Source organism: Agrobacterium sp. rho-8.1, assembly GCF_033957725.1.
GTDB lineage: Bacteria > Pseudomonadota > Alphaproteobacteria > Rhizobiales > Rhizobiaceae > Agrobacterium.
The window spans coordinates 1,808,460-1,830,672 of the sequence record NZ_CP192788.1 but is presented as its reverse complement, the minus strand read 5'-3'; the positions used below and the strand labels follow the sequence as shown (position 1 = coordinate 1,830,672).

Genomic DNA, 22,213 nt, shown 5'->3' with positions numbered 1-22,213 from the left:
TCCCATGAAAAGAAAACATCGTAACCGTCTATTATCTATCAGCGTCGTTGCATTGGCGTTGGGTGCGGTCAGCCCGGCCTATGCTTATTCCGTCTATCGCGGGGTCACGGCCAATGCTGAAACTGGCGTGGTAGTTTGGACGAAAGACAATTTTGGTGTTAGCGGTAACCCGGTGCCCACATTATCTTTCTTCTATTATGCAGACGATGCTGCGGCCGTCGCCGGGTTGCATTCCGCTCAATGCTTGGTGAAGGTGGATTGGCCTAATGTCCCTGTCCCAGCGCCTGCAGTTGCACCTGCTCCTCCTCCCCAGGCCAATGTCGGCATCGCTGCTGCCGACGTAGCGGGCGCACTTCCGTTCCCTTGGCTCATCGACTTTGATAACAATCCGCAAGGACATTGGAGCATCGCCAAAGGCGCGATCGTGGCTGATAACCCTTCAAACAATGCAGCTAGCGGCGTCGCAGCGTTGGGTTTCAAGAGCCTTGCAACAACCGCCGGTTCGAACGTCACTGTGATTACTGGCACTCTTGGCAGTCTTGTCCCTCCTGTCACCTGCAAGGCTCAATAGACTTCGCCTGATAAGTCTCTAATATTTTAACGAACAGACATCGCCACCGGCCTTCAGGTTGGTGGCGACACGAAGAGGGAGATTAGGAGTGGCAGTACTTCATCATGCTTTTCGCTGTGCTGTAACGCCGGCCTTCGAGCGGGATGTCCAAACATTGATGAGTGCGTGGGCGACTGGCGATCTGGCCGTGTTCGCAGCGGCGGCGAAGACGAGATATGCGACATTGGCGCAGCGCGAGGATATCCATACCGCATTTTATTTGGGTCCTGACGGCGCAGCGCCCTCTTGGCTGGAGCCTGCTTTCCTCAGTCCCGGTCTGGCCGCTCTCGTCATGCTCGCGCCGGATTTCGTCACGCTTCCATCCCTCAGCGCAAGCCATGATACGAACCATGCGCTGCTTGCAAAACATTTGCCCGCGCTGGGCTGGTCGGACGATGAGGTGCGAGCGCTTATCTATGGATGGCCGATCGAGACCGTCCTGCAACGATACATCCGAGGCTCTTCCATGCCGGTGCCGGGTGGTTTTGCGCATACCGGCGGTTGGACGCCTCCGGCCATGACAAGTCTTTTGAGGGAGCGGCTCGATATTCTCGCTGCTGGACTGCCAGCGAAATCTCACGGGCTGGCAGAAGAGGCATGGCACTCCCTGCACACAAGCAATGCCGTTAAAGATGCGCAGGAAATGCTTGCGGATCTCGACATTTATGACTGGCTGGTCATGGCCATAACCCATTGATCAGGGCCGCCTAATGCGACGCTGACGGGTTGTAAGGCTGAGACCGGCCGCAGTCAGCCTTTTGGCGCAATCACGCCTTTCGTTAGAATGAAGCAGCCATAAAACCGTGTCTCACCGGTCGTGATCACGCAGTAGGCATCTTTCGCCTGCTCATAGAAGGCAAAGCGCTCGATGCCATACATTGGGGCTGACGTGCCTTCGGCGGCGTCGATTTCCGTTTGCACTTCGGCCTGAACCGCCTCGATCTGGTCCGGAGCGCCCATGACTTCCATGCGTCCGACGGAGGGCTGGATTGGGGTGTCCAAGGGAAGGACGGAGAGGATGGCTTTCATAGCGCGGGCGGCGGAGATGTTTTCCATGCGCAGGACCTGACCGACAACGGTGTGCTGGGCTATGCTTTCGGACGGAAAGTTGGTGTCTGTTATCACCAGCGTATCGGCATGGCCCATGGCGCGCAGGGCGTGCAGCACATCTGCGTTGAGAGCCGGATCGATGTTCTTGAGCATTTGATGTTTCTCCTCCATGCGTCAAATCGTTTTGCCGCCAATCGAGCCTTAAAACACGTCGGCGTCAATCCATGGCGATGCCGATTGTAGACTCTCGTATCAGCATGTATGCGTATGCGGCATTTGGGAGAACGCACGGAAATTCCGAAAAACCGTACCAAAACACGATAAGTCAGCATTGCTGACCTATCGCGTCTTTGATACATCTGTGCGCAGAAGAAAACATGAGAGGAAACGAACCCATGCTGGATTGGGAACAGATTTTCGCCACACGCTCGTTGCGCATGAAGGCGTCTGAAATTCGTGAATTGCTGAAGCTGCTGGAGCAGCCGGATATCATCTCGTTCGCGGGCGGTATTCCAGACCCTGCGCTGTTTCCGGATCAGGAATTCAAGCAGGCCTATGCGGATATCTTTTCCGGTCCGCAGGTCAACGCTGCCCTGCAATATTCCGTCAGCGAAGGCTACAAGCCACTGCGCGAATGGATCGTCAAGGACATGGAAAAGATCGGCATCGAATGCTCGGTCGACAACGTGTTCATTACGTCCGGTTCCCAGCAGGCGCTGGATTATCTTGGTAAGCTGTTCCTGTCTCCCAACGATACGGCGCTGGTGACCTGGCCGACCTATCTCGGTGCTCTCTCGGCCTTCAACGCCTATGAGCCAACCTATGATCAACTGAACCCGAACGGTAACCGCACGCCGCAGACCTACCGTGACAACGCCACCAAGGCTGGCGGGTCGGTGAAATTCGCCTATCTCTCGGCAGATTTCTCCAACCCAACCGGCGAGACGGTCGATCTAGCAAGCCGCAAGAAATTGCTGGAGCTGGCCGACGAGCTGGATATCGCTGTTCTGGAAGACGGCGCCTATCAGAACCTGCGTTTTGACGGCGAGCCGGTCACGCCAATTCTGGCGTTGGACATCGCCCGCAGCGGCGGTATCGAAAAGACCCGCACGATCTATTCCGGCAGCTTCTCCAAGACGCTGGCACCGGGCCTGCGTGTCGGCTTCGTGGTTGCGGCCATGCCGGTCATTCGCAAGCTGGTTTTGATGAAGCAGGCGGCAGACCTGCACTCATCGACCATCAACCAGATGGCGATCGAGCACGTCGCCTCGCGCGGTTTCGACAAGCAGGTTGCGAAGATCAAGGCCGCTTACAGTGCGCGCCGGGATGCGATGCTGGCTGCTCTCGATAGATACATGCCGAAATTCGCCAGCTGGACGAAGCCGGAAGGTGGCATGTTCGTCTGGGTCACGCTGCCGGAAGGTATGGATGGCGCGGAATTGCTGGCCAAGTCGCTCTCCACGGAACGCGTTGCCTTCGTGCCCGGCAAGGCGTTTTTCGCTGATGGTTCTGGTGCGAACACGCTGCGCATCAGCTTCTCCTGCGCCAACGAGCAGATGATCGATGAAGGCATCAAACGTCTCGGTCGTCTGATTGCCGGTGCGGAAACGACATCCAACGCGACGATGCCCCTGGTGTGATTGCGAGCCATAGACTTTGGCTCCCAACGTCTCCGTCATCCTCGGGCTTGTCCCGAGGATCTAACGCACCCCAACATCAAATGTGGTCAGATCCTCGGGACAAACCCTAGGGATGACGACAAGTTTGCATTTCTTGTTTTTAACGAAGAGGTTTTCGTTCATGTCGAGCAGCCACGCATTTCAACAGGTAGACGTCTTTTCCGCCCAGCCGTTGAAAGGCAATCCGCTCGCCGTCGTCTGCGATGCGGATGGTCTGTCGGATGCGCAGATGGCGGCCTTCGCGAACTGGACAAACCTGAGTGAAACGACGTTTCTGTTGACGCCCACATCTGCGGATGCCGATTATCGGGTAAGGATTTTTACCCCACATGGAGAGCTGCCTTTCGCTGGTCATCCAACGCTCGGTACATGCCATGTCTGGCTTTCCCGTCAGGGTAAAACCGACAAGAGCGAAGTGGTGCAGGAATGTGAGGCCGGTCTGGTTCGGATCAGGGTGTCGGACGGAAAGCTGGCTTTTGCAGCTCCGCCTTTGCGCAAATCCGGCCCGGTCGATGCAGACACGCTCGACCACGTGCTTGCCGGGCTTGGTCTTTCATCAGATGCGGTTGTCGATTCCAGCTGGACGGATAACGGTCCGGGTTGGGTGTCGCTCTTATTGCGATCGCGGCAAGACGTTTTGAACGTCAAGCCGAATTATCTCGTGCTTGGCGGCTTGAAAGTAGGCATAGCAGCCCCTTGCAGCGCAGATGATACGATCGAGGCGGATTTCGAGCTCAGAGCCTTTGCGGATGGCTACGAAGACCCGGTCACCGGCAGCCTGAATGCTGGCATCGCGCAATGGCTCATCGGCAAAGGCATTGCACCCGTCAGCTACATCGCAAGCCAAGGCACGGTTCTAGGCCGGGCAGGGCGCGTCAGTGTTGATAAAATCGGCGATGATATCTGGATCGGTGGAGCGGTAACGGTGCTGATAGAGGGTAGAGTGACGCTGTAAGGGTCGTCTGAAAGCTTCCTGTCACATACATGTTATGGACATGTGTTTTAGCGGTGTCATATACCAACAGGAACTCCATTCATGAAAACGCTTCTTTCGGCTTTCACCGCCATCGTTTCGCTCGGTATTCTGGTCGGCGGTGCCCACGCCGCTGATCTGGTGCTTTACACCAGCCAGCCAAATGAAGATGCGCAGGCTACCGTCGATGGTTTCAAGGCCGCGAATCCCGGCATCGATATCGAGTGGGTGCGCGACGGAACGCCGAAGATCATGGCAAAGCTGATGGCGGAAATCGAGGCGGGCAATGCTGCTGCCGACGTTCTCCTTATTGCCGATACGGTAACGCTGGAACGCATGAAGCAGGCCAAGCAGTTGCTGGCCTATAAATCGCCGGAGGCTGCCCATTTCGATGCTGCACTTTATGATGTAGACGGCTATTATTATTCCACAAAGCTCATCACCACCGGCATCATGTACAACACGCAAGCCGCAATGAAGCCTGCGAGCTGGAAGGATCTGGAGAAGCCTGAAGCCAAGGGCCTCGTCACCATGCCGAGCCCGCTGACCTCGGGTGCCGCGCTCATCCATGCGCAGACACTGGCCGGTGTCGGTAGCCTCGGCTGGGTTTACTACAAAGCGCTGAAGGCGAACGGTGCGATCGCAGCTGGCGGTAACGGTGCGGTGTTGAAGTCGGTTGCTTCCGGCGAAAAGGCTTATGGCGTCGTCGTCGATTACATGCCAATCCGTGAAAAGGCCAAGGGCGCACCGGTAGAGTTCGTCTTCCCGGAAGAGGGCGTTTCGGCTGTGACCGAACCGGTCGGTATTCTGGCAAACACGAAACATGCCGATGCAGCCAAGAAATTCGTGGATTATGTTCTGTCCGCCAAGGGCCAGGAAGGCTTCGTCAAGCTCGGTTACATTCCGGCCCGCAACGACGTTGCCCTGCCAGAGGGTTTCCCCGCACGCGACAAGATCAAGGTTCTGCCAATCAACGCGCCAGAAGCACTGAAGAATTCCGAGAAGGACCTGAAAACCTTCTCCGATATCTTCGACTCCAAGGGCTGATGCAGCTTCATGCCAACGGTTTCGAATAATGGAAACAGCCAGCCCCGCTGGCTGTTTCCCTTCGTGGTTTCAGTCGTCTTTCTGCTGAGTGCGCTGCCGCTCGGTCGGCTGGCCTATATCGGCATCCTCTCGTCACTCAATGGTGACATGTGGCCACTGCTGAGCGATCCGGCCCTGTGGCAGGCCGTGCTGAACACGCTCTCAACCTCTTTTTTCGGGATGGTCATTTCGCTGGCGATAGGGTCTGGTTTCGCCTTGGCGCTGACGCTGTGCGATATCAGGGCGAAGTCGGTTTTGAGTTTCCTGTTCATGCTGCCGATGATGATCCCGCCGCAGGTCACCGCGCTGTCGTGGATCGGCATGACAGGACCATCCAGTACGCTTTTGAAGGCCATCGGCCTTGCTCCGCCGCTGGGTTCGCCGCAGCCTCTCTATTCCATCGGCGGCATTGCCTTGCTGTTAGGCGTGCAGCATGCGCCGCTGGTTTACCTGTCCCTGCGCGCCGGACTGCTGGCGTTGCCGCAGGACGGTATCGAGGCGGCGAAACTTTCCGGCGCGTCGTCCTGGCAGGTGCTGAAACACATCATTCTGCCGCTGGCCATGCCGGGCTTGATTGCTGGCGCTGCCATCTCCTTCGTTTCCGGCGTGGGCAATTTCGGCATTCCGGCCATTCTCGGCATTCCCGCATCCATCTTCACCCTGCCCACCTTGATCTACAGCCGCTTTGCCAGCTTCGGTACCAGCACCTTCGGCGATATCGCCATGCTCTCAGGCATGATCGCCATCATCTCCGTCATTGGTCTTGCCATTCAGGAAAGGGCTATGAAGGGCCGCGATTATCGGATTATCGGCCTCTCCGGCAAGGCCGCCACCTTCCGTCTCAATCGCTGGCGTGTGGTGGCCGAACTGGCGCTCTGGCTCGGCATTTTCTTCATGCTGGTGGCTCCGCTCATGGCGTTGATCTCCAGTTCCCTTGCCCCTGCTTACGGCGTGCCGCTAACCATGAAGACGGCGACGCTGCATGCCTATGAGGAAATCCTTTTCCGGCAGGCGGTCACGCGCACGGCCTTTGCCAACTCACTGTTTCTGGCAACGGCCACATCACTGTGTCTCCTGGCGGTGACGGTGTTGACGGCCTATTTTCTGGTGCGCGGCAAAAGTCGTTTCATGTTCCTGCTGTCGGCGCTTGTGGACATTCCCTATGCGCTTCCCGGTGTGGTCATTTCCGTGTCCTATGTTCTGCTGTTTGCCGCACCCATCCCGCTGCTTGGCGTGACGCTGTACGGCACGCTGTGGATCATTCTGCTGGCCTATTTTTCCTCCTTCTTCGCCGTCAGCCTGAAGCCGATGGTGTCCGCCTTCACGCAGTTCGACCCGGCGCTGGAGGAGGCCGCACGGCTGGCCGGTGCCGGTTTCTGGCGGCGAATGTTCGACATCATTCTGCCGCTGGTCGGGCCTGCTGCCGGGGCGTCGGTCATTCTGGTGTTTCTCATTGCCTGCAACGAGTTGACCGTTTCTGCACTGCTGTGGTCTGCGGGAACGCAAACGCTGGGCGTGGTGATCTACAATCTCGATGACAGCGGCAGTTTCGATCTCGCCTCGGCTCTGTCCGTTCTGGTGGTAGCCATGGTCATTGTTCTCATGCTGCTTCTGGAAGTGCTGGGACAGAAACTGCCGAAGGGAGTGGTACCTTGGCGAAACTGATCCTCAACCGTCTGTCCAAGAGCTTCGGCGGCGCAAAACCCGCAGTGGATGATGTCTCCATTACCATTCGCGAAGGCGGTTTTCTGGCGCTGCTCGGCCCTTCCGGCTGCGGCAAGACGACGGTCCTGCGGATGATCGCCGGTTTCGAACAGCCGACGGATGGCTCCATTCTGTTAGGCGAACGGGTACTGGCCGACGCCGGAAGCATGGTGCCACCGGAGCGTCGCAACATGGCGATGGTGTTCCAGTCCTACGCGCTGTGGCCGCATATGACTGTGGCGGACAATGCCGGGTATCCACTGAAGGTGCGCGGCATCAGCGGCGAACGTTACAGTGCCAAGGTGGCGGATGCGCTGGCGACGGTGCGGCTGGAAGCCTATGCGGACCGCCGACCGTCCGAACTTTCCGGCGGGCAGAGGCAGCGCGTGGCGTTGGCGCGTTGCCTTGTCACCGAACCCGACGTGGTGTTGCTGGATGAGCCGCTGGCCAATCTCGACCGTCACCTGCGCCAGGAAATGGAAGAAACATTTCGCGAATTCCACGCCACTTCAGGCGCGACCATGGTTTACGTCACCCATGATCAGGCCGAGGCCATGGCACTCGCAACCGACGTCGCCGTCATGTCCGAGGGCAGGCTGTTACAGATGGCGGCACCGGCCGAACTCTATGCGCGCCCGGAAGGAAAGCTTGTCGGCGGCCTCGTGGGGCAGGGTGCTATCCTGTCTCTGACCTTGCCGGAGAACGCGCCAAGATCGATGGACTGGAGCGTTTTGAGGCAGGCCTTCATCGGCAACGTCTCGGCGTCACTGCAAAGTGACGTTCTGGTGCGCCCACAGGACGTGATCCAAGACGCCGAAGGCATTCCATGCCGTGTCGCGACTATTCTCTATGAAGGCGAACGTTACGCCCTGCGGCTGACGCTGCCGGACGGGCAGGTGCTGCGCGCCTATTCCCGTGAGCCTGCCGCCATCGGTGCTGTGTTCCCGGTCACCATCCGCTCTGCGTGGCGGCTCTAAGCTTGCTGTGATGCGAGAAACGGATAGTCTGGCCGCAACCAACAGGGAATGAACCATGTCGCTGCGGCTTGCCACCTTCAACATCGAAAACCTGATGACGCGTTTCGATTACACCGGCTTTCGCAACCAGACGCGGCGAGACCGGGCAATGCAGCTTTTCGATGTCCGCGATGAAGCGACCTATCAGGCGCTGGAAAGTGCGCGCATGCTGGCCTCGACCGATGATACCCGCCAGCTTTCCGCCCTGGCCATCGCGGATGCCGATGCGGACATTCTCTGCCTGCAGGAAGTCGATAACATGGCCGCCCTTCAGGCTTTTGAATATGGCTATCTCTACCGCATGGTGGGTAATGGCTATCGCCAGAAATATCTGGTGGAAGGCAATGACGGTCGCGGCATCGATGTTGCCGTCATCATGCGCGAGGAAACACTTGATGGTGAAAAGATCGAACTTGTTGAGATCAAAAGCCACGCGGCGTTGACATACCGCGATCTTGAGCTGTTCACGCCGGAACTGGCGCTGACGAACCGCATTGATGACAAGATTTTCAAACGGGATTGCCTCGAACTCGATCTGCGCATCGGCGGCAAGCCGTTCACGTTGTATGTGACGCATCTGAAATCCATGACCAATGCCCGCGAGGCAGGCGACGCCCGCCTCTCCACCATGCCCGTGCGCGAAGCAGAGGTCCGCGCCATCCGCCGCATCATCGAAAACCGCTTCGGAGCGGACAAGACCCGCTCCGTGAACTTCGCCATCTGCGGCGATATGAACGACTACCAGGAACGCGTGGCCATATCCGGCAACCGCCGCACCGGCTACAGCTTCACGCCGACGACTGAAGAACGCAGCGCGCTCGATATTCTCAGCAAGGATGGTTTCGCGGTCAATCCGATGCTGCGCCGCGACATCATGGACCGCTGGACGCTCTACCACTCACGCGGACCACAGGAACAGCATCTCTGCCAGCTCGACTATATCTGGCTTTCGTCGCATCTGGCAGAGATCAACGCCCACCACATCCCCGAAATCGTGCGCGCCGGCCAACCCTACCGAACGATATTTCCGCCGGGGCAAGATGTCGCGCGCTACCCCCGCACAGGCTGGGACCGCCCCAAGGCGTCTGATCATTGTCCGGTGGTGATGACGCTGGATCTTGTCTAAGATGCCGAACGTGTACAACAGCCGACTCGCGCAAGCTTGCTACGACTGCGCTAAAATCAACATTCCATCATGGGAAAAGAAAAGACTGGTGCCCCCGACAAGGTTCGAACTCGTGACCCCCTGATTACAAATCAGGTGCTCTACCAACTGAGCTACAAGGGCAATCCAGTGCGGGTGGAATTATCAGATTCTCTGGTGGTGTAAAGTGGAAATTTCACTGTCGCCTGTAAAAAGTGATTGGCTTTGGCTTCGCGGGCCGCTTTTGGGCTATCCCTGGAGGGAATAGAGGCGTTGGATGATGGTCCAGTTTTTGTCGCGCTCCAGCAAGGAAAGGTATTCGGAGAAATCCATGCCAGCGAGGCGGGTGGTCAGTTTGACGGATGCGGTGTCGCCGGTCCGGTCTATGCCGAGAATCTGGAACCGTGGTTGGTGTTCGTGTGTCGTCTGGTCGGCTGCGCGGGTCTGGTGAATGAAATCCTCCAGCGAAAGCCACTCCGTTGCGCCTTCGTAATTTCCGACGACACTGGCGCGGGGGTCGAATACCTCACGCAGCAGGCTGGCATCCGCATCGGTCATTGCCTGCACGTAATCCGTAACGGTCTGTGTGATTGTTTCCGACATCCTGCTGACCTTCTCCCCAAAAGTGAGTTCTAAAGTACAACACGTTTCAGAATTAGACTATGGGCCTTTAAAGTCAGTGGTTAACGCCGTTATCACGCGGCTTGCAATTTGAAGAGACGCTGCCACCACCACCACTTTCCACATCTTTGTCATATCCACTTTCATCCTCGCCATGCGCTCGACAAATTTGCGGGCAATGGCGTATCGCTGCCGGTCAAGGCTTGAGGCTTATTGTCGTTTTGCGCTCAAAACCGCAGGCAAGGGGTGCCTTGGGTGTGAAAAATTTCGTATGATCCCGACGCAGTCAGGTGCGCCCGTGGCGGGCTGAGGCAATTTTAAGAATGCGGATACAGGTGTTTCGGTGATCGATCCTTATGTTTTGCTGGGTGTGGAGCGTAATGCCGATGAGGCGGCGATCAAGTCTGCTTATCGCAAGGTGGCCAAGACCGCGCACCCCGACAGTGGCGGGGATGCCGAGCGATTCGAAAAGCTGCAACTGGCCTATGACCTGTTGAAGGACCCTGTCAGGCGCAAGGTTTTCGATGATACCGGCTATGATCCGCAGCTGGCGGACGCCAAAGATCTCAAGGGCTTGCTGATGCTGGAAACGCTCGTCAACGACTTCATTCTGGATGAGCGCGAGCCTGGCAGTTTCGATCCGGTGGCGGCCATGCGTCGCAAATTGACGGACGATATTTTGAAAAGTCGTTTTCACATTCTGGAACTGGAACGCCACCGCGCGCGCGTCCGCAAGCACATGGACCGCCTCGGCCGCAAGCCTGAGACCGATGTCCTGGGTTCGATGCTGCGGGCGCGCAGCCAGTCGATTGCAGACGCCATTCGCAATGCCGAAACGCAGATCGAAGTCATCGAGCAGGCCTACACGATGCTGGAAGGCTATTCCTACGAGCTCGAGATCGCCATTCTGGCCGAACCGGTTTTGAAGGGCGAGGCGGCCGAGTAGGGATACCTTATGGGCCGTTTACCAGTGCCAGAATGAGCTGGTGAACCGCACCGCCGTTCGACAATTCGTCCTTGTCGAAATCCCGGCCACGCTGGCGCTGTTCATTGGATAGTTCGCCCAAACGCTGTTGCAAGACGTCGCGGACTTTTTGGCATTTCGGATCGTTCTCGGCGCGCAGGCCCACGCTGAAGGCTTCGATCTTTTTTACCATCTCCAGAATATGCGCTCCGTGCACCCGCTCGTGTTTTTCAACGCCGGAAATGAACCGCTGCCAACTTGCGGCAACATCGGGCGCAAGTTTGTCCGGTGCTTTGGGCCAGGTGTAAATGATGGTGAGGTTGGGCCGCGCCGTTGCCAAAACGCATGCACCATCTGGCTGTGGTCGATAATCACGCCGCCATGTCAGCTTGAAGGTTGTATGAGCAACAGCCTGAACGCCAGCCTGCGGGCCCCGTTCGCCAATGGACTCGTAAAGTGCGAAGCCTGTGCTGCCGCTGACGGTGTAGGTCTTTATCTGTTCGCTTGGGCGCCAGTTGGTTTGGGCTTGCGCGGATGCTGCCAGCAAGGCAATCGAACCCGCCGCGAGAATGGTGTCAAATCGTATCTGCACGCGGTTTCCTGCTTGTCTTTATGGTGTTTGTAACGAGCTCGTCTCCGGCTCGTACAACTCCCAGCCCCGCGGCGTCAGATGTTCCTGCGGGCGGTAGCGGGTCTTGTAACCCATTTTATCTGACCCATCGACCCAATAGCCAAGATAAACGTGGGGCAGACCAAGTGACCGTGCTCTCGATATGTGATCGATGATCAGGAAGGTACCGAGCGAGCGCTTTTCGAAATCCGGATTGAAGAAGGAATAGACCATCGAGAGGCCGTCGCTCATCGTGTCTGTCAACGCAACAGCAATCAGTTCGCCCCTCTTTGTGTCATCTATGCCATAGCCCGGTTCGCGCTTACGATACTCGATGATGCGGGTGTTGACGTGGGTGTCTTCCACCATCACGGCGTAATCCAGCGCCGACATATCCGACATGCCGCCGGACTGGTGGCGTCGGTCAAGATAGCGACGGAAGAGGGAAAACTGCTCGGTGGACGGCTCGGACTGATGAACCGTTGCGACAAGATCGTTATTGATGCCCATCACGCGCCGCATGGATTTCGTGGGTGTAAAACCGTCTACCAGAATGCGGACGGAGACACATGCACGGCATGTCTCACAGGCGGGACGGTATGCGATGTTTTGGGAACGGCGAAAGCCGCCTTGGGTCAGAAGATCGTTCATCTCCGGTGCACGCGGGCCAACAAGATGGGTGAAAACCTTGCGTTCTTGCTGACCGGGCAAATAAGGGCAGGTGGCAGGCGCTGTCAGATAAAATTGCGGTGACGGTGTCGCTTGCGTGTTCATCGAACCCTGATCGCTCCCTTCTCCAGCCAGCGGCCATCAACCCGTCGTCAAGCCCTCGTGCCAGAATGACAAAAAGATGCGAAACGTCAACTACCGCAAGTGGGCTGCGCTTCAATTTGCAGCCACCGACAGCAGCTTTTATTTGAATTTTAGATTGTTCTTACCATAACGGTGCCGAGCAGGAAGTCGTGCAGCAGGCGCGAGCGTTCCGTAAACAGACCGGCCAACAGAATGAAGGGCGTGAGGACGGAATTTATAATCCAAAAGAGTGCGATATGCACCGTCGCCAGCAGAAAATCGATTCGCCGCCCGTTCGTTCGCGCCATGGCGATTCCGGCTGCGCGCATGCCCGGTGTTGCCTGAGCCGAGCTTCCGAGCGTCATGCCAAAATACAGCACTGCCACGATGACGAAGATGGCGGGGAAGAGCATGAAGCCCAGACCCAGCGTCAGAACACCGAGGAAAAAGACGATAACAGCGGCCGGAATGCATAGAAGAGCTACGATGATGTAATCAAGAATGAAGGCGAAGGCGCGACGGCTCAGCACGCCGTTATAGGCGCGCCAGTCTTCTGTGGGGACGTATGTTGCATTCGGGTCGAGTGTCATCGACGTGTTTCTCCTGTTCGAAAAACAATATGGTGTTAAAACCGCCGAATACAATAATCCGTCGCTTCAGCCCTTGGCGAGTTTCTTGGCAGCCTCAATGGCGAAATAGGTGAGGATGCCATCGCAGCCAGCGCGTTTGAAGCACAGGAGAGTTTCCATCATCACCCGGTCGCCATCGATCCAGCCATTCATGGCCGCCGCCTTGATTTGCGTGTACTCCCCCGAAACTTGGTAGGCAAACGTCGGCAGGCCAAAAGCTTCTTTCAGGCGCCAGCAGATATCGAGATAGGGCAGGCCGGGTTTGACCATCAGCATGTCGGCACCTTCTTCAACATCTAGCGCGGCGTCGCGCACCGCTTCCATGCCGTTGGCTGGGCTGATGTAATAGCTGTTCTTGTCGCCTTTCAACAGTCCGCTGGTGGAAATGGCTTCGCGATAGGGCCCGTAGAAGCCAGAGGAGAATTTCGTGGCGTAAGACATGATACCCACATCCTGATGGCCTGCGGCATCCAGCCCGCGACGAATGGCGCCGATGCGTCCGTCCATCATTTCAGACGGTGAGATGATGTCGGAGCCTGCATCGGCCTGGAGGATCGCGGCCTCGACGACCTGATCCACTGTCTCGTCGTTGACGATGATGTCGCCACGCAAAATGCCGTCATGCCCATGGCTGGTGAAGGGGTCTAGAGCAACATCGGTTATCAAGCCGATATTCGGTGCGGCTTTCTTGACGGCAATGGTTGCTTGGTTGATGAGGTTGTCGGCTTTGAGAACCTGCGATCCGGTTTCGTCACGCAATGCCAGATCGATATTGGGAAATGTTGCGATCGCCGGCACACCGAGATCAGCGGCTTCCTTTGCTGCCTCGACCAACCGGTCCACGCTCATGCGGTTTACGCCAGGCATGGCCGGAATGGGCTCGATGATGTTGGTGCCGGGCACGATGAAAACGGGCCAGATCAGATCATCAACGGTCAGGATGTTTTCTCGCACCATGCGGCGCGTCCAGTCTGCCTTGCGATTTCTGCGCATGCGGCGGTGGCCGGTCATGTGGTCTACGAGATGTGTCTTGTCGCTCATTATGATGTCCTTCCAAGTCGACCCCGACATAACACAATGTGTGCACTGTGCGAATGCGACAGATCGTTACGGGTTTTGACAATGCCTAGCGCCGCAGCGCAATATCTGCTGGTCGCGCCCGCAACCGGACATTATCGTAGTGCCATGGAACCTGATTCTCTGCTGCAGCCCAAAATGTCGCTCGCCGAAATCCTTTACATCACCTTTTTAAGGCTGGTGTCCCTTTCGTGTTTCTGGTTCGGCCTGCAATATTGGGCGATGCTGACGGGCTATTCGCTGAACGGGCTGGCGCGTTTCGATATGCTCAACATGCCATGGCGTGTGGCCGGTACCAGTCTGGCGGTCGTGTTTCCCGTCGCAGCGCTCGGCCTGTGGCTAGGCGCGTCCTGGGGCGCGGTTATGTGGGTCATTGGTGCAGGCACCCAGATCGCCATGTATCGGGTGTGGCCGAATATTTACGGAACCAACACCGTGGTCCCTGTCATGCACGGCATTGTGTCAACGGTTTATATACTATTCCAGGTCGCTTTCTGGCTCGATTCACGCCAAAACGATGAACGTTCAAGAATTGATTTACCATAAAATTAAAGCAATTCAGGCCGGATTTCTCTCGATTTTTATGCCTAAGTCATTGAAATTTATAAATGCGATTGTGTCTATTTTGGACATGCTACAGGTTGCCTCAAAAGCCAATCATGCAGGTAACCATTCATTAATCGTGCATTTTAAGTAGAATTTTATGCGCATTGCTTAGATTTGGTCTCAAGGCGGGAAACAAACAAACACCGCCAAACAAAACAGTGAGGCAGTCATGATCAATAGCAAAGCAAAGCCACAGGCCGCAGTTTCCGATACTCAGGACGAAACCATCCGCTCTCTCTACATGGAATCGCTTCACCTGGTTGAGCGTCTCCACCGCCGCCTTCTCGATGTCATCAAGGACGAGTTCGATCGTCAGGGTCGCGATGACGTCAACGCAGTTCAGGCGCTGCTGCTTTTCAACATCGGTACATCCGAACTGACTGCCGGCGAACTCCGCTCGCGGGGCTATTATCTCGGCTCCAACGTGTCCTACAACGTCAAGAAGCTGGTAGACCTCGGCTTCATCAATCACCAGCGCTCCCGCATCGACCGCCGCTCGGTTCGCATCAGCCTGACCGAAAAGGGCCAGGACATCGCAGAAACCGTTGCAGGCCTCTATGAGCGCCACATCGGCTCCATCGAAAAAGTCGGCGGCATCGGCACCGGCGAGTTCGCAGAAATGAACAAGATGCTTCAGCGTCTGGACCGTTTCTGGAACGACAGCATCGCTTACCGCCTGTAATCGCCTGATATAATCAGTCTTCAAGCAAAGCCGGATGCGTCTCGCATCCGGCTTGTTGCATTTTTGTGCGGCGTAGCTTCAAAATCACACGCCGACACAGCTTCGTGAGGCACCTTCAAGTGACACGAATTGGCCATATTGGTATGGGACCGCCACATGCTAGGAGCCGGCGGTTTCTCCTGTGTTCGCGTCATGCGTCATCCATCGTTCGCATTGAGTTATTCCTGCCGGCAGGCGCGTTCATACGTGTTTGTTAATGATGTTGTTTTAGGTGTTGTTAAAGACGCCTGATAAAGTGGCTGGTAGGTAAAATGACAAAGAAAATCGTCCCGGAAGATGTTTCACGGCGCACCATCTTGCGCTCGGCCGTTTCGCTCGGTGCCGTGGCTCTCGCCGCGCCTGCCTTTGCGCAGGATGCGTTTAACGATCTGATTGGCTCGTCGCGTCGTGGTAACTGGGACGACCAGTTCGATGCGAACTCTTCGCGTGCCGCTGTCGGCGTTGCATCCAACACGCCGGTTCTCAGCCCGGAATCGCCAGCCTATGTTCAGCAGGCCGTGATGCAGTACCAGCAGATCGTTTCGAACGGTGGCTGGCCCGATGTGCCGCCAAGCCAGCAGAAACTTCAGATCGGTGTCAGTGACCCGTCCGTTCAGGCTTTGCGCCAGCGATTGATGATTGCAGGTGATTTGCCGCGCGAAGCCGGTATTTCCAGCGCGTTCGATTCCTATGTCGACGGTGCCTTGAAGCGCTTCCAGGCGCGTCATGGCCTACCGGCCGATGGTGTCATTGGCGAATACACGTTGAAGGCGCTGAACGTTTCGGCGCAGATCCGTCTTGGCCAGCTTCAGACCAACCTCGTCCGCGTCAACACGATGTCGGGTGATCTTGGTCCGCGTCACGTCATGGTGAATATCCCGGCTGCGTCCATCGAAGCGGTCGAGAACAACCGCGTCGTGCTGCGCAACACGGCCGTTGTCGGCCGTGACAGTCGCCCGACCCACATCATCAACTCCAAGATTTACGAGATCATTCTCAATCCTTATTGGACAGCACCTCGCTCGATCATCGAAAAAGACATCGTGCCTTTGATGCAGAAGGATCCGACCTATCTGGAGCGCAACAATATCCGCCTTCTGGATGGCAAAGGACAGGAAGTCTCGCCGACGACGATCGACTGGAACGCGCCGAAGGCACCAAACCTGATGTTCCGTCAGGACCCCGGCAAGAACAACGCCATGTCCTCGACGAAGATCAACTTCCACAATCCGAACAACGAATACATGCACGATACGCCCCAGCAGGGGCTGTTCAACAAGCTGATGCGTTTCGAATCCTCGGGCTGCGTTCGCGTTCAGAACGTCCGCGATCTGACAACCTGGATGCTGCGTGATACGCCCGGCTGGTCGCGACAGGAAATCGAACGTGTTATCGCCACGCGTCAGAACAAGCCCATCAAGCTTGCGCAGGAGCTGCCGGTCTACTTCGTTTACATCACCGCTTGGTCTACCAAGGATGGCGTCGTGCAGTTCCGCGATGACATCTATAGCCAGGACGGCAACGCCGAGTTGGCGCTCAACACCACCAACACGCAGGAACAGCCATCCGGCTCTATCGACGACGATATTCTGCCGCGTAACTGATCAGGCTTTCCTGACATTCCAAAAGCCGCGTTTTTTAAAGCGCGGCTTTTCTTTTGGTGGAATGGCGACGATTCCAATGGAATTTTTTTGCCAAAGTCGCAGTTTGACGGGCAAATCTCGCAGGCTGTCTTGCTCTTGAAAGGGCAGGGCGCTAAGACGCCATCGCATGACTGTTTCAGGAGCTATCATCATGACGAACACAGATGCCTTCTTCTCCCGCCCGCTTGCCGAAGCCGATCCGACAATCTTTGGCGCGATCGAGAAGGAGCTTGGTCGTCAGCGCCATGAGATCGAGCTGATCGCCTCCGAAAACATCGTTTCCCGCGCCGTGCTCGAAGCACAGGGTTCGATCATGACCAACAAATATGCGGAAGGATATCCGGGCAAGCGCTACTATGGCGGCTGCCAGTTTGTCGATATTGCCGAAGAGCTTGCCATCGAGCGTGCCAAGAAGCTGTTCGGCGTCAACTTCGCCAACGTTCAGCCAAACTCCGGTTCCCAGATGAACCAGGCCGTGTTTCTCGCGCTGCTTCAGCCGGGCGATACGTTCATGGGTCTCGACCTGAATTCGGGTGGTCACCTGACGCATGGTTCGCCGGTCAACATGTCCGGCAAGTGGTTCAATGTCGTGTCCTACGGCGTTCGTGAGGGCGACAACCTTCTCGATATGGACGAAGTGGAGCGCAAGGCCCGTGAAACCAAGCCGAAGCTTATTCTGGCTGGTGGCACGGCTTATTCCCGCACCTGGGACTGGAAGCGTTTTCGCGAGATTGCCGATGAAGTCGGTGCTTACCTGATGGTTGATATGGCGCATATCGCTGGTCTGGTTGCAGGCGACCAGCACCCGTCGCCATTTCCGCACTGCCATGTTGCCACGACCACCACGCACAAGTCTCTGCGCGGCCCACGCGGCGGTATGATCCTGACCAATGACGAGGATCTGGCCAAGAAGTTCAACTCGGCTGTGTTCCCCGGCTTGCAGGGTGGCCCGCTGATGCACGTTATCGCCGCCAAGGCCGTTGCCTTTGGTGAAGCGCTGGAGTCCGAGTTCAAGGATTACGCGGCACAGGTCGTCAAGAACGCCAAGGTGCTGGCCGAGACCCTGATCGAAGGTGGTCTCGACGTTGTTTCCGGCGGCACCGACAACCATCTGATGCTGGTCGATCTTCGCAAGAAGAACGCCACCGGCAAGCGGGCGGAAGCTGCACTTGGTCGTGCCTACATCACTTGCAACAAGAACGGCATTCCGTTCGACCCTGAAAAGCCGTTCGTCACATCCGGCGTGCGCCTCGGTACGCCAGCCGGTACGACACGCGGCTTCAAGGAAGCGGAATTCCGTGAAATCGGCAAGCTGATCGTCGAAACGCTGGACGGCTTGAAGGCGGCAAATTCCGACGAAGGCAATGCGTCGGTCGAGGCTGCAGTTCGTGAAAAGGTCGTCGCTTTGACGGATCGTTTCCCGATGTACCCCTACCTGTAAGAGGGATTTAAGCGATGCGCTGCCCTTTTTGCGGCTCGGAAGATACGCAGGTCAAGGACTCACGTCCGGCGGAGGATAACACCTCCATCCGCCGGCGGCGCATCTGCCCGGATTGCGGCGGTCGCTTCACGACCTATGAACGCGTGCAGTTGCGCGAGCTGATGGTCATCAAGAAAAGCGGCCGCAAGCTGCCCTTCGACCGGGAAAAGCTGGTGCGGTCCTTCGAGATCGCCCTACGCAAGCGCCCGGTGGATCGCGACCGTATAGAGCGTGCGGTGTCGGGCATTGCGCGGCGTCTTGAAAGCTCGGGCGAAACGGAAATTCCGTCGGAAGAAATCGGCTTGCAGGTTCTGGAAGCGCTGAAGGGGCTCGATGACGTGGCCTTCGTGCGCTACGCTTCGGTCTACCGCGATTTCAGCCATGCTGAAGATTTCGAAAACGTGATCGCTGAGATCAACGCCAAAATTGCGCGTGACACGGACGCCGGAGCGTAAACTCTTGACCACCCGCGCCGATGATGAACGGTTCATGGCACGGGCAATCGAGATTTCCCGCCGCCATCTGGGCTTGACCGATACCAACCCCTCCGTCGGCTGCGTTCTCGTCAAAGATGGCGAGATCATCGCCGAAGCCGTAACCGCCATCGGCGGTCGTCCGCATGCGGAGCGTCAGGCACTGGAGATCGCGGGCGAAGCGGCAAGGGGTGCGACGGCCTATGTCACGCTCGAACCATGCTCCCATTTCGGCAGAACGCCGCCCTGCGCTAACGCGCTTGTGGATTTCGGCGTGGCCCGCGTGGTTGTTGCTGTGGATGATCCGGATATACGGGTTTCGGGGCGCGGCTACACGATTCTTCGCGATGCCGGGATTGAGGTCGAGACGGGCGTTTTGCACACCGAAGTCGAGCGTGTGCTGGCCGGATATCTCACGCGCCAGATGAAGAACCGCCCGCATGTCATTTTAAAAATTGCAGTTTCTGCCGACGGAATGATCGGTAGGATTGGTGAAGGGCAGGTGGCGATCACCGGGCCAGAATCGCGACAGGCTGTGCATGCGTTGCGCGCTCACTGCGATGCGATCCTCGTCGGCATCGGCACCGCGATTGCCGATGACCCGGAGCTGACGGTGCGCATTGCGGGACAGGAGTATCGTTCGCCGGTTCGGATCGTGATGGATCGGCGGTTGGAACTGCCGGTGGGTTCGATGCTGGTGCTGACGGCGCGGGATGTGGCGACGTTGGTTGTCGTGATTGATAGCGCAGGCGAGGAAAGCACCACCCAAAAACGCACACAACTCGAAGCCGCAGGCGTTGAAATCATTGAAACATCCGACATTCAGAATTTTCTTTCCATTCTGGTAGAACGTGGAATGTCCGAACTTCTTGTCGAAGGCGGCGCCCGCATTGCAAAATTCTTCCTTGATGCTGGTCTCATAGACCGTATCCTGCTGTTCGAAAGTCCTGTGATCATCGGCGAAGGCGGACTTGAAAGCCCGATCAAACGTGCCGATATCCCGAAGGAATTTACATTTGTCGGCGAAACCGCTTACGGGCCGGATCGCTGTTTTGAATTTGAAAGGCCGATTTGATGTTTACCGGAATTGTCACCGACGTCGGAACCGTGTCTGCGCTTGAGGCGCTGCCGGAAGGCGTGCGTCTGCGTGTCGCGACCAGTTACGACCCTGACACCATCGACATCGGCGCCTCGATTTCCCATGGCGGCGTCTGCCTGACGGTGACGAAGCTTCCTGAACACGGTAGCAACGAGCGCTGGTACGAAGTCGAGGCATGGGAAGAAGCTCTACGCCTCACCACGATTGCGAGCTGGACCAAGGACACCCGGGTTAATCTGGAACGGGCTCTGAAGATCGGCGATGAACTCGGCGGTCACATCGTCTCCGGCCATGTGGACGACAAGGCGGAAATCCTGTCCATCGAACCGGAAGGCGAGGCGGTCCGCATCCGCCTTCGCGCGCCACACCATCTGGCAAAATTCGTAGCGCCAAAAGGCTCGATCGCGCTGGACGGCACGTCGCTCACAGTTAACGCGGTCAATGGTACGGATTTCGACGTCCTGCTCATCCGCCACACGCTCTCCGTCACCACATGGGGTGACAGGCAGGCGGGTGATTTTGTGAATTTTGAGGTTGATACAATGGCGCGCTATGCGGCTAGATTGGCGGAGTTTCCGTCCGGGAAAGAATGACCACGTTGCCGTTGTAATCGGAGCGGGCAGTTTCGACAAAGCCCAACTTTGCGGCCAGTTTGAGCGAAGGACCGTTTTCGGGATGGATGATAGACGTCATTTTCATCTCCGGAAACTTGATGTCTGCCCAATCGATGAGCGCGGTGAGGGCCTCAAAGGCGTAACCCTTTCCATGGTAATCAGAAGAAAACACCCATCCGGCTTCCAATGTGCCCTCCACGGAAGGCGTCATCGTCCGACGTGCCTCGTGAAAGCCAGCCTCGCCGATAAATCGCCCGCTCTCCTTCTCCTCAACCGCCATGAAACCGAAGCCGAGATGGTGCCAGTGTCCGGCTGAGCGCAACAGTTTGTTCCAACTCTGCTCACGGGTCGCTGGAATTCCGCCTATGTAACGAACAACGTTCGGGTCGGCCCATAGCGCTACATAGTCGACGAAATCATTGACGTGATGTGATCTGAGGAGAAGGCGAGGTGTTTCAATGATCGGAATGCTTTGCAAGCTTAGCTCCTGCGGTTATCGCGCAAAAAATAACATATTCTTCTTGCGATCAAACTGCGAAATCTTACGGAACCCTTAGAGTTCGATAATCTGCCACGCACTAAAAATGCTTGCTAAAGCACGCTAGTCATGGTTTGACCGCGCCAAAAGCCGGGATGATCCGGCGCAGCTTTTCAGGAAATTCCCATGTCCAAGCCTCATCTTCTCATCGTGGAAGCACGTTTTTATGACGATATGGCCGATGCACTTCTGGATGGCGCGAAATTCGCGCTCGATGAAGCTGGTGCGACCTACGATATCATCACCGTTCCTGGCGCGCTGGAAATCCCGCCTGCCATCGCCATGGCGCTGGATGGTGCTGATAATGAAGGCACGGAATATGATGGTTTCGTTGCGCTTGGCATGGTCATTCGTGGTGAAACCTACCACTTCGACATCGTTTCCAACGAATCCTCGCGTGCGCTGATGGATCTGGCTGTCAGTGAATCGCTTGCCATCGGCAACGGCATCATGACCGTTGAAAACGAAGATCAGGCATGGGCGCGTGTGCGTCGGTCAGACAAGGACAAGGGCGGTTTTGCGGCCCGTGCGGCACTGACCATGATTGACCTGAAGAAGAAACTGGGTGGCTGAGCGCATGAGCAATACTGAGAACGGCTCTGAGCCTCGTCCACCGTCTACCAAGCCAGTCAACCAGCGTGGCGCCGCTCGTCTTGCGGCGGTTCAGGCGCTCTATCAGATGGATGTTGGCGGCACCGGTGTCATGGAAGTGGTCGCGGAATATGAGGCTCATCGTCTGGGCCAGGAAGTGGATGGCGAAACCTATCTGAAGGCCGATGCATCCTGGTTCCGCTCCATCGTCGCGGGCGTGGTGCGCGACCAGACCAAAATCGACCCGCTGGTGCGTTCCGCCCTTCAGGAAGACTGGCCGCTGTCGCGTCTGGACACGACTGTCCGGGCAATCCTGCGCGCTGGTACGTTTGAGATCATGGAGCGCAAAGATGTTCCCGTTGCGGTCATCGTCACCGAATATGTCGAGATCGCCCGTGCGTTTTTTGAACATGACGAGCCCAAACTCGTCAATGCGGTTCTGGACCGTATTGCCAAGCAGGTCCGGGGCGAGACGAAGCGCTCGTAAACATCA

General features: G+C 56.9%; 26 protein-coding genes and 1 tRNA gene. 18 read left to right on the top strand and 9 right to left on the bottom strand.

What is annotated here, in order from left to right:
- Nucleotides 1-4 precede the first annotated feature (4 nt).
- Both RMR21_RS09225 and RMR21_RS09220 read left to right on the top strand, forming a co-directional pair.
- On the top strand, nucleotides 5-571 hold the full coding sequence (locus RMR21_RS09225) for a hypothetical protein (RefSeq protein WP_498667675.1): 567 nt from the start codon (nucleotides 5-7) through the stop codon (nucleotides 569-571).
- A gap of 88 nt (nucleotides 572-659) precedes the next feature.
- Complete coding sequence (locus tag RMR21_RS09220; protein ID WP_498667674.1) at nucleotides 660-1,307, top strand: hypothetical protein; 648 nt, start codon at nucleotides 660-662, stop codon at nucleotides 1,305-1,307.
- Between the two features lie 53 nt (nucleotides 1,308-1,360).
- Here the strand turns inward: RMR21_RS09220 and RMR21_RS09215 are convergent, their stop codons facing one another.
- Nucleotides 1,361-1,813, bottom strand: coding sequence for an RbsD/FucU family protein (locus RMR21_RS09215; RefSeq protein ID WP_498667673.1), 453 nt, complete (start codon nucleotides 1,811-1,813; stop codon nucleotides 1,361-1,363).
- 242 nt (nucleotides 1,814-2,055) lie between these two features.
- Here RMR21_RS09215 and RMR21_RS09210 point away from each other — a divergent pair, with 242 nt between their 5' ends.
- From RMR21_RS09210 to RMR21_RS09185, 6 genes are all read left to right on the top strand, one after another.
- Entirely contained in the window at nucleotides 2,056-3,300 is a 1,245-nt protein-coding gene (locus RMR21_RS09210) for an aminotransferase-like domain-containing protein (RefSeq protein ID WP_498670122.1), read from the top strand.
- A gap of 160 nt (nucleotides 3,301-3,460) precedes the next feature.
- On the top strand, nucleotides 3,461-4,294 hold the full coding sequence (locus tag RMR21_RS09205) for a PhzF family phenazine biosynthesis protein (protein WP_498667671.1): 834 nt from the start codon (nucleotides 3,461-3,463) through the stop codon (nucleotides 4,292-4,294).
- 81 nt (nucleotides 4,295-4,375) lie between these two features.
- Complete coding sequence (locus RMR21_RS09200) at nucleotides 4,376-5,359, top strand: ABC transporter substrate-binding protein (protein ID WP_498667670.1); 984 nt, start codon at nucleotides 4,376-4,378, stop codon at nucleotides 5,357-5,359.
- A 9-nt stretch (nucleotides 5,360-5,368) separates the two neighbouring features.
- On the top strand, nucleotides 5,369-7,063 hold the full coding sequence (locus RMR21_RS09195; RefSeq protein ID WP_498667669.1) for an ABC transporter permease: 1,695 nt from the start codon (nucleotides 5,369-5,371) through the stop codon (nucleotides 7,061-7,063).
- Complete coding sequence (locus RMR21_RS09190) at nucleotides 7,051-8,079, top strand: ABC transporter ATP-binding protein (protein WP_498667668.1); 1,029 nt, start codon at nucleotides 7,051-7,053, stop codon at nucleotides 8,077-8,079. Before RMR21_RS09195 ends, RMR21_RS09190 begins: the two co-directional genes overlap by 13 nt.
- Before the next feature lie 55 nt (nucleotides 8,080-8,134).
- Nucleotides 8,135-9,244: an endonuclease/exonuclease/phosphatase family protein gene (locus tag RMR21_RS09185; RefSeq protein ID WP_498667667.1), complete on the top strand. Its 1,110-nt coding sequence runs from the start codon at nucleotides 8,135-8,137 to the stop codon at nucleotides 9,242-9,244.
- Nucleotides 9,245-9,330: 86 nt separating this feature from the next.
- Here the strand turns inward: RMR21_RS09185 and RMR21_RS09180 are convergent.
- Both RMR21_RS09180 and RMR21_RS09175 read right to left on the bottom strand, forming a co-directional pair.
- Nucleotides 9,331-9,406 (bottom strand) — tRNA-Thr (locus RMR21_RS09180).
- A 105-nt stretch (nucleotides 9,407-9,511) separates the two neighbouring features.
- Complete coding sequence (locus RMR21_RS09175) at nucleotides 9,512-9,865, bottom strand: nuclear transport factor 2 family protein (protein ID WP_498667665.1); 354 nt, start codon at nucleotides 9,863-9,865, stop codon at nucleotides 9,512-9,514.
- Between the two features lie 361 nt (nucleotides 9,866-10,226).
- On the opposite strand from RMR21_RS09175, the gene RMR21_RS09170 reads away from it, so the two are divergent.
- Nucleotides 10,227-10,829 carry a J domain-containing protein gene (locus RMR21_RS09170; RefSeq protein ID WP_498667663.1) on the top strand — a complete coding sequence of 201 codons (603 nt, stop codon included), beginning with the start codon at nucleotides 10,227-10,229 and terminating at the stop codon, nucleotides 10,827-10,829.
- A gap of 7 nt (nucleotides 10,830-10,836) precedes the next feature.
- On the opposite strand, the gene RMR21_RS09165 is transcribed toward RMR21_RS09170, so the two are convergent.
- The 4 genes from RMR21_RS09165 to hemB form a co-directional block, all read right to left on the bottom strand.
- Nucleotides 10,837-11,418 (bottom strand): DUF922 domain-containing Zn-dependent protease, encoded by a 582-nt coding sequence (locus tag RMR21_RS09165; protein WP_498670121.1) that lies wholly within the window; start codon nucleotides 11,416-11,418, stop codon nucleotides 10,837-10,839.
- Between the two features lie 39 nt (nucleotides 11,419-11,457).
- Entirely contained in the window at nucleotides 11,458-12,231 is a 774-nt protein-coding gene (locus tag RMR21_RS09160; protein WP_498667662.1) for an arginyltransferase, read from the bottom strand.
- Between the two features lie 149 nt (nucleotides 12,232-12,380).
- The gene (locus RMR21_RS09155) at nucleotides 12,381-12,839 is read right to left on the bottom strand and encodes an RDD family protein (protein ID WP_498667660.1); all 459 of its coding nucleotides are present in this window, start codon (nucleotides 12,837-12,839) and stop codon (nucleotides 12,381-12,383) included.
- 66 nt (nucleotides 12,840-12,905) lie between these two features.
- Nucleotides 12,906-13,919: a porphobilinogen synthase gene (hemB, locus tag RMR21_RS09150; protein ID WP_498667659.1), complete on the bottom strand. Its 1,014-nt coding sequence runs from the start codon at nucleotides 13,917-13,919 to the stop codon at nucleotides 12,906-12,908.
- Nucleotides 13,920-14,063: 144 nt separating this feature from the next.
- Between hemB and RMR21_RS09145 the strand changes: the two genes are divergently transcribed.
- From RMR21_RS09145 to RMR21_RS09135, 3 genes are all read left to right on the top strand, one after another.
- Nucleotides 14,064-14,501, top strand: coding sequence for a DUF6163 family protein (locus tag RMR21_RS09145; RefSeq protein WP_498670120.1), 438 nt, complete (start codon nucleotides 14,064-14,066; stop codon nucleotides 14,499-14,501).
- A gap of 232 nt (nucleotides 14,502-14,733) precedes the next feature.
- Nucleotides 14,734-15,243, top strand: coding sequence for a transcriptional regulator LdtR (gene ldtR / locus RMR21_RS09140; RefSeq protein ID WP_174153476.1), 510 nt, complete (start codon nucleotides 14,734-14,736; stop codon nucleotides 15,241-15,243).
- Between the two features lie 311 nt (nucleotides 15,244-15,554).
- Nucleotides 15,555-16,886: a L,D-transpeptidase family protein gene (locus RMR21_RS09135; RefSeq protein WP_498667657.1), complete on the top strand. Its 1,332-nt coding sequence runs from the start codon at nucleotides 15,555-15,557 to the stop codon at nucleotides 16,884-16,886.
- On the opposite strand, the gene RMR21_RS09130 is transcribed toward RMR21_RS09135, so the two are convergent.
- Entirely contained in the window at nucleotides 16,887-17,078 is a 192-nt protein-coding gene (locus RMR21_RS09130; RefSeq protein ID WP_498667655.1) for a hypothetical protein, read from the bottom strand. It abuts the gene before it with no gap.
- Between RMR21_RS09130 and glyA the strand changes: the two genes are divergently transcribed.
- From glyA to RMR21_RS09110, 4 genes are read left to right on the top strand one after another with little or no spacing between them, the layout of a single operon-like run.
- Nucleotides 17,077-18,366 (top strand): serine hydroxymethyltransferase, encoded by a 1,290-nt coding sequence (gene glyA, locus RMR21_RS09125; RefSeq protein ID WP_498667654.1) that lies wholly within the window; start codon nucleotides 17,077-17,079, stop codon nucleotides 18,364-18,366. The two genes, RMR21_RS09130 and glyA, sit on opposite strands and share 2 nt — an antisense overlap.
- 14 nt (nucleotides 18,367-18,380) lie before the next feature.
- A complete protein-coding gene (nrdR, locus tag RMR21_RS09120; protein WP_045228943.1) occupies nucleotides 18,381-18,860 on the top strand; it encodes a transcriptional regulator NrdR in 480 nt (159 codons plus the stop codon).
- 4 nt (nucleotides 18,861-18,864) lie between these two features.
- The gene (gene ribD, locus RMR21_RS09115) at nucleotides 18,865-19,953 is read left to right on the top strand and encodes a bifunctional diaminohydroxyphosphoribosylaminopyrimidine deaminase/5-amino-6-(5-phosphoribosylamino)uracil reductase RibD (RefSeq protein ID WP_498667652.1); all 1,089 of its coding nucleotides are present in this window, start codon (nucleotides 18,865-18,867) and stop codon (nucleotides 19,951-19,953) included.
- Nucleotides 19,953-20,570 (top strand): riboflavin synthase, encoded by a 618-nt coding sequence (locus tag RMR21_RS09110; protein ID WP_498667651.1) that lies wholly within the window; start codon nucleotides 19,953-19,955, stop codon nucleotides 20,568-20,570. Before ribD ends, RMR21_RS09110 begins: the two co-directional genes overlap by 1 nt.
- Here RMR21_RS09110 and RMR21_RS09105 read toward each other — a convergent pair.
- Nucleotides 20,536-21,069, bottom strand: coding sequence for a GNAT family N-acetyltransferase (locus RMR21_RS09105; RefSeq protein WP_498667650.1), 534 nt, complete (start codon nucleotides 21,067-21,069; stop codon nucleotides 20,536-20,538). The genes RMR21_RS09110 and RMR21_RS09105 overlap by 35 nt on opposite strands.
- A 186-nt stretch (nucleotides 21,070-21,255) precedes the next feature.
- Here RMR21_RS09105 and ribH point away from each other — a divergent pair, with 186 nt between their 5' ends.
- Both ribH and nusB read left to right on the top strand, forming a co-directional pair.
- Entirely contained in the window at nucleotides 21,256-21,702 is a 447-nt protein-coding gene (gene ribH, locus RMR21_RS09100; protein ID WP_113492760.1) for a 6,7-dimethyl-8-ribityllumazine synthase, read from the top strand.
- Between the two features lie 4 nt (nucleotides 21,703-21,706).
- Nucleotides 21,707-22,207, top strand: coding sequence for a transcription antitermination factor NusB (nusB, locus tag RMR21_RS09095; protein WP_174153432.1), 501 nt, complete (start codon nucleotides 21,707-21,709; stop codon nucleotides 22,205-22,207).
- Nucleotides 22,208-22,213 lie beyond the last annotated feature (6 nt).

What these genes read in the sequence shown, in the direction of transcription:
- RMR21_RS09225 (WP_498667675.1), top strand. Translation starts at nt 5, where the DNA reads ATGAAAAGAAAACATCGTAACCGTCTATTATCTATCAGCGTCGTTGCA.
- RMR21_RS09215 (WP_498667673.1), bottom strand. Translation starts at nt 1,813, where the DNA reads ATGCTCAAGAACATCGATCCGGCTCTCAACGCAGATGTGCTGCACGCC.
- RMR21_RS09210 (WP_498670122.1), top strand. Translation starts at nt 2,056, where the DNA reads ATGCTGGATTGGGAACAGATTTTCGCCACACGCTCGTTGCGCATGAAG.
- RMR21_RS09205 (WP_498667671.1), top strand. Translation starts at nt 3,461, where the DNA reads ATGTCGAGCAGCCACGCATTTCAACAGGTAGACGTCTTTTCCGCCCAG.
- RMR21_RS09200 (WP_498667670.1), top strand. Translation starts at nt 4,376, where the DNA reads ATGAAAACGCTTCTTTCGGCTTTCACCGCCATCGTTTCGCTCGGTATT.
- RMR21_RS09195 (WP_498667669.1), top strand. Translation starts at nt 5,369, where the DNA reads ATGCCAACGGTTTCGAATAATGGAAACAGCCAGCCCCGCTGGCTGTTT.
- RMR21_RS09185 (WP_498667667.1), top strand. Translation starts at nt 8,135, where the DNA reads ATGTCGCTGCGGCTTGCCACCTTCAACATCGAAAACCTGATGACGCGT.
- RMR21_RS09175 (WP_498667665.1), bottom strand. Translation starts at nt 9,865, where the DNA reads ATGTCGGAAACAATCACACAGACCGTTACGGATTACGTGCAGGCAATG.
- RMR21_RS09160 (WP_498667662.1), bottom strand. Translation starts at nt 12,231, where the DNA reads ATGAACACGCAAGCGACACCGTCACCGCAATTTTATCTGACAGCGCCT.
- RMR21_RS09155 (WP_498667660.1), bottom strand. Translation starts at nt 12,839, where the DNA reads ATGACACTCGACCCGAATGCAACATACGTCCCCACAGAAGACTGGCGC.
- hemB (WP_498667659.1), bottom strand. Translation starts at nt 13,919, where the DNA reads ATGAGCGACAAGACACATCTCGTAGACCACATGACCGGCCACCGCCGC.
- RMR21_RS09145 (WP_498670120.1), top strand. Translation starts at nt 14,064, where the DNA reads ATGGAACCTGATTCTCTGCTGCAGCCCAAAATGTCGCTCGCCGAAATC.
- RMR21_RS09135 (WP_498667657.1), top strand. Translation starts at nt 15,555, where the DNA reads ATGACAAAGAAAATCGTCCCGGAAGATGTTTCACGGCGCACCATCTTG.
- glyA (WP_498667654.1), top strand. Translation starts at nt 17,077, where the DNA reads ATGACGAACACAGATGCCTTCTTCTCCCGCCCGCTTGCCGAAGCCGAT.
- RMR21_RS09130 (WP_498667655.1), bottom strand. Translation starts at nt 17,078, where the DNA reads ATGATGATAGCTCCTGAAACAGTCATGCGATGGCGTCTTAGCGCCCTG.
- nrdR (WP_045228943.1), top strand. Translation starts at nt 18,381, where the DNA reads ATGCGCTGCCCTTTTTGCGGCTCGGAAGATACGCAGGTCAAGGACTCA.
- RMR21_RS09110 (WP_498667651.1), top strand. Translation starts at nt 19,953, where the DNA reads ATGTTTACCGGAATTGTCACCGACGTCGGAACCGTGTCTGCGCTTGAG.
- ribH (WP_113492760.1), top strand. Translation starts at nt 21,256, where the DNA reads ATGTCCAAGCCTCATCTTCTCATCGTGGAAGCACGTTTTTATGACGAT.
- nusB (WP_174153432.1), top strand. Translation starts at nt 21,707, where the DNA reads ATGAGCAATACTGAGAACGGCTCTGAGCCTCGTCCACCGTCTACCAAG.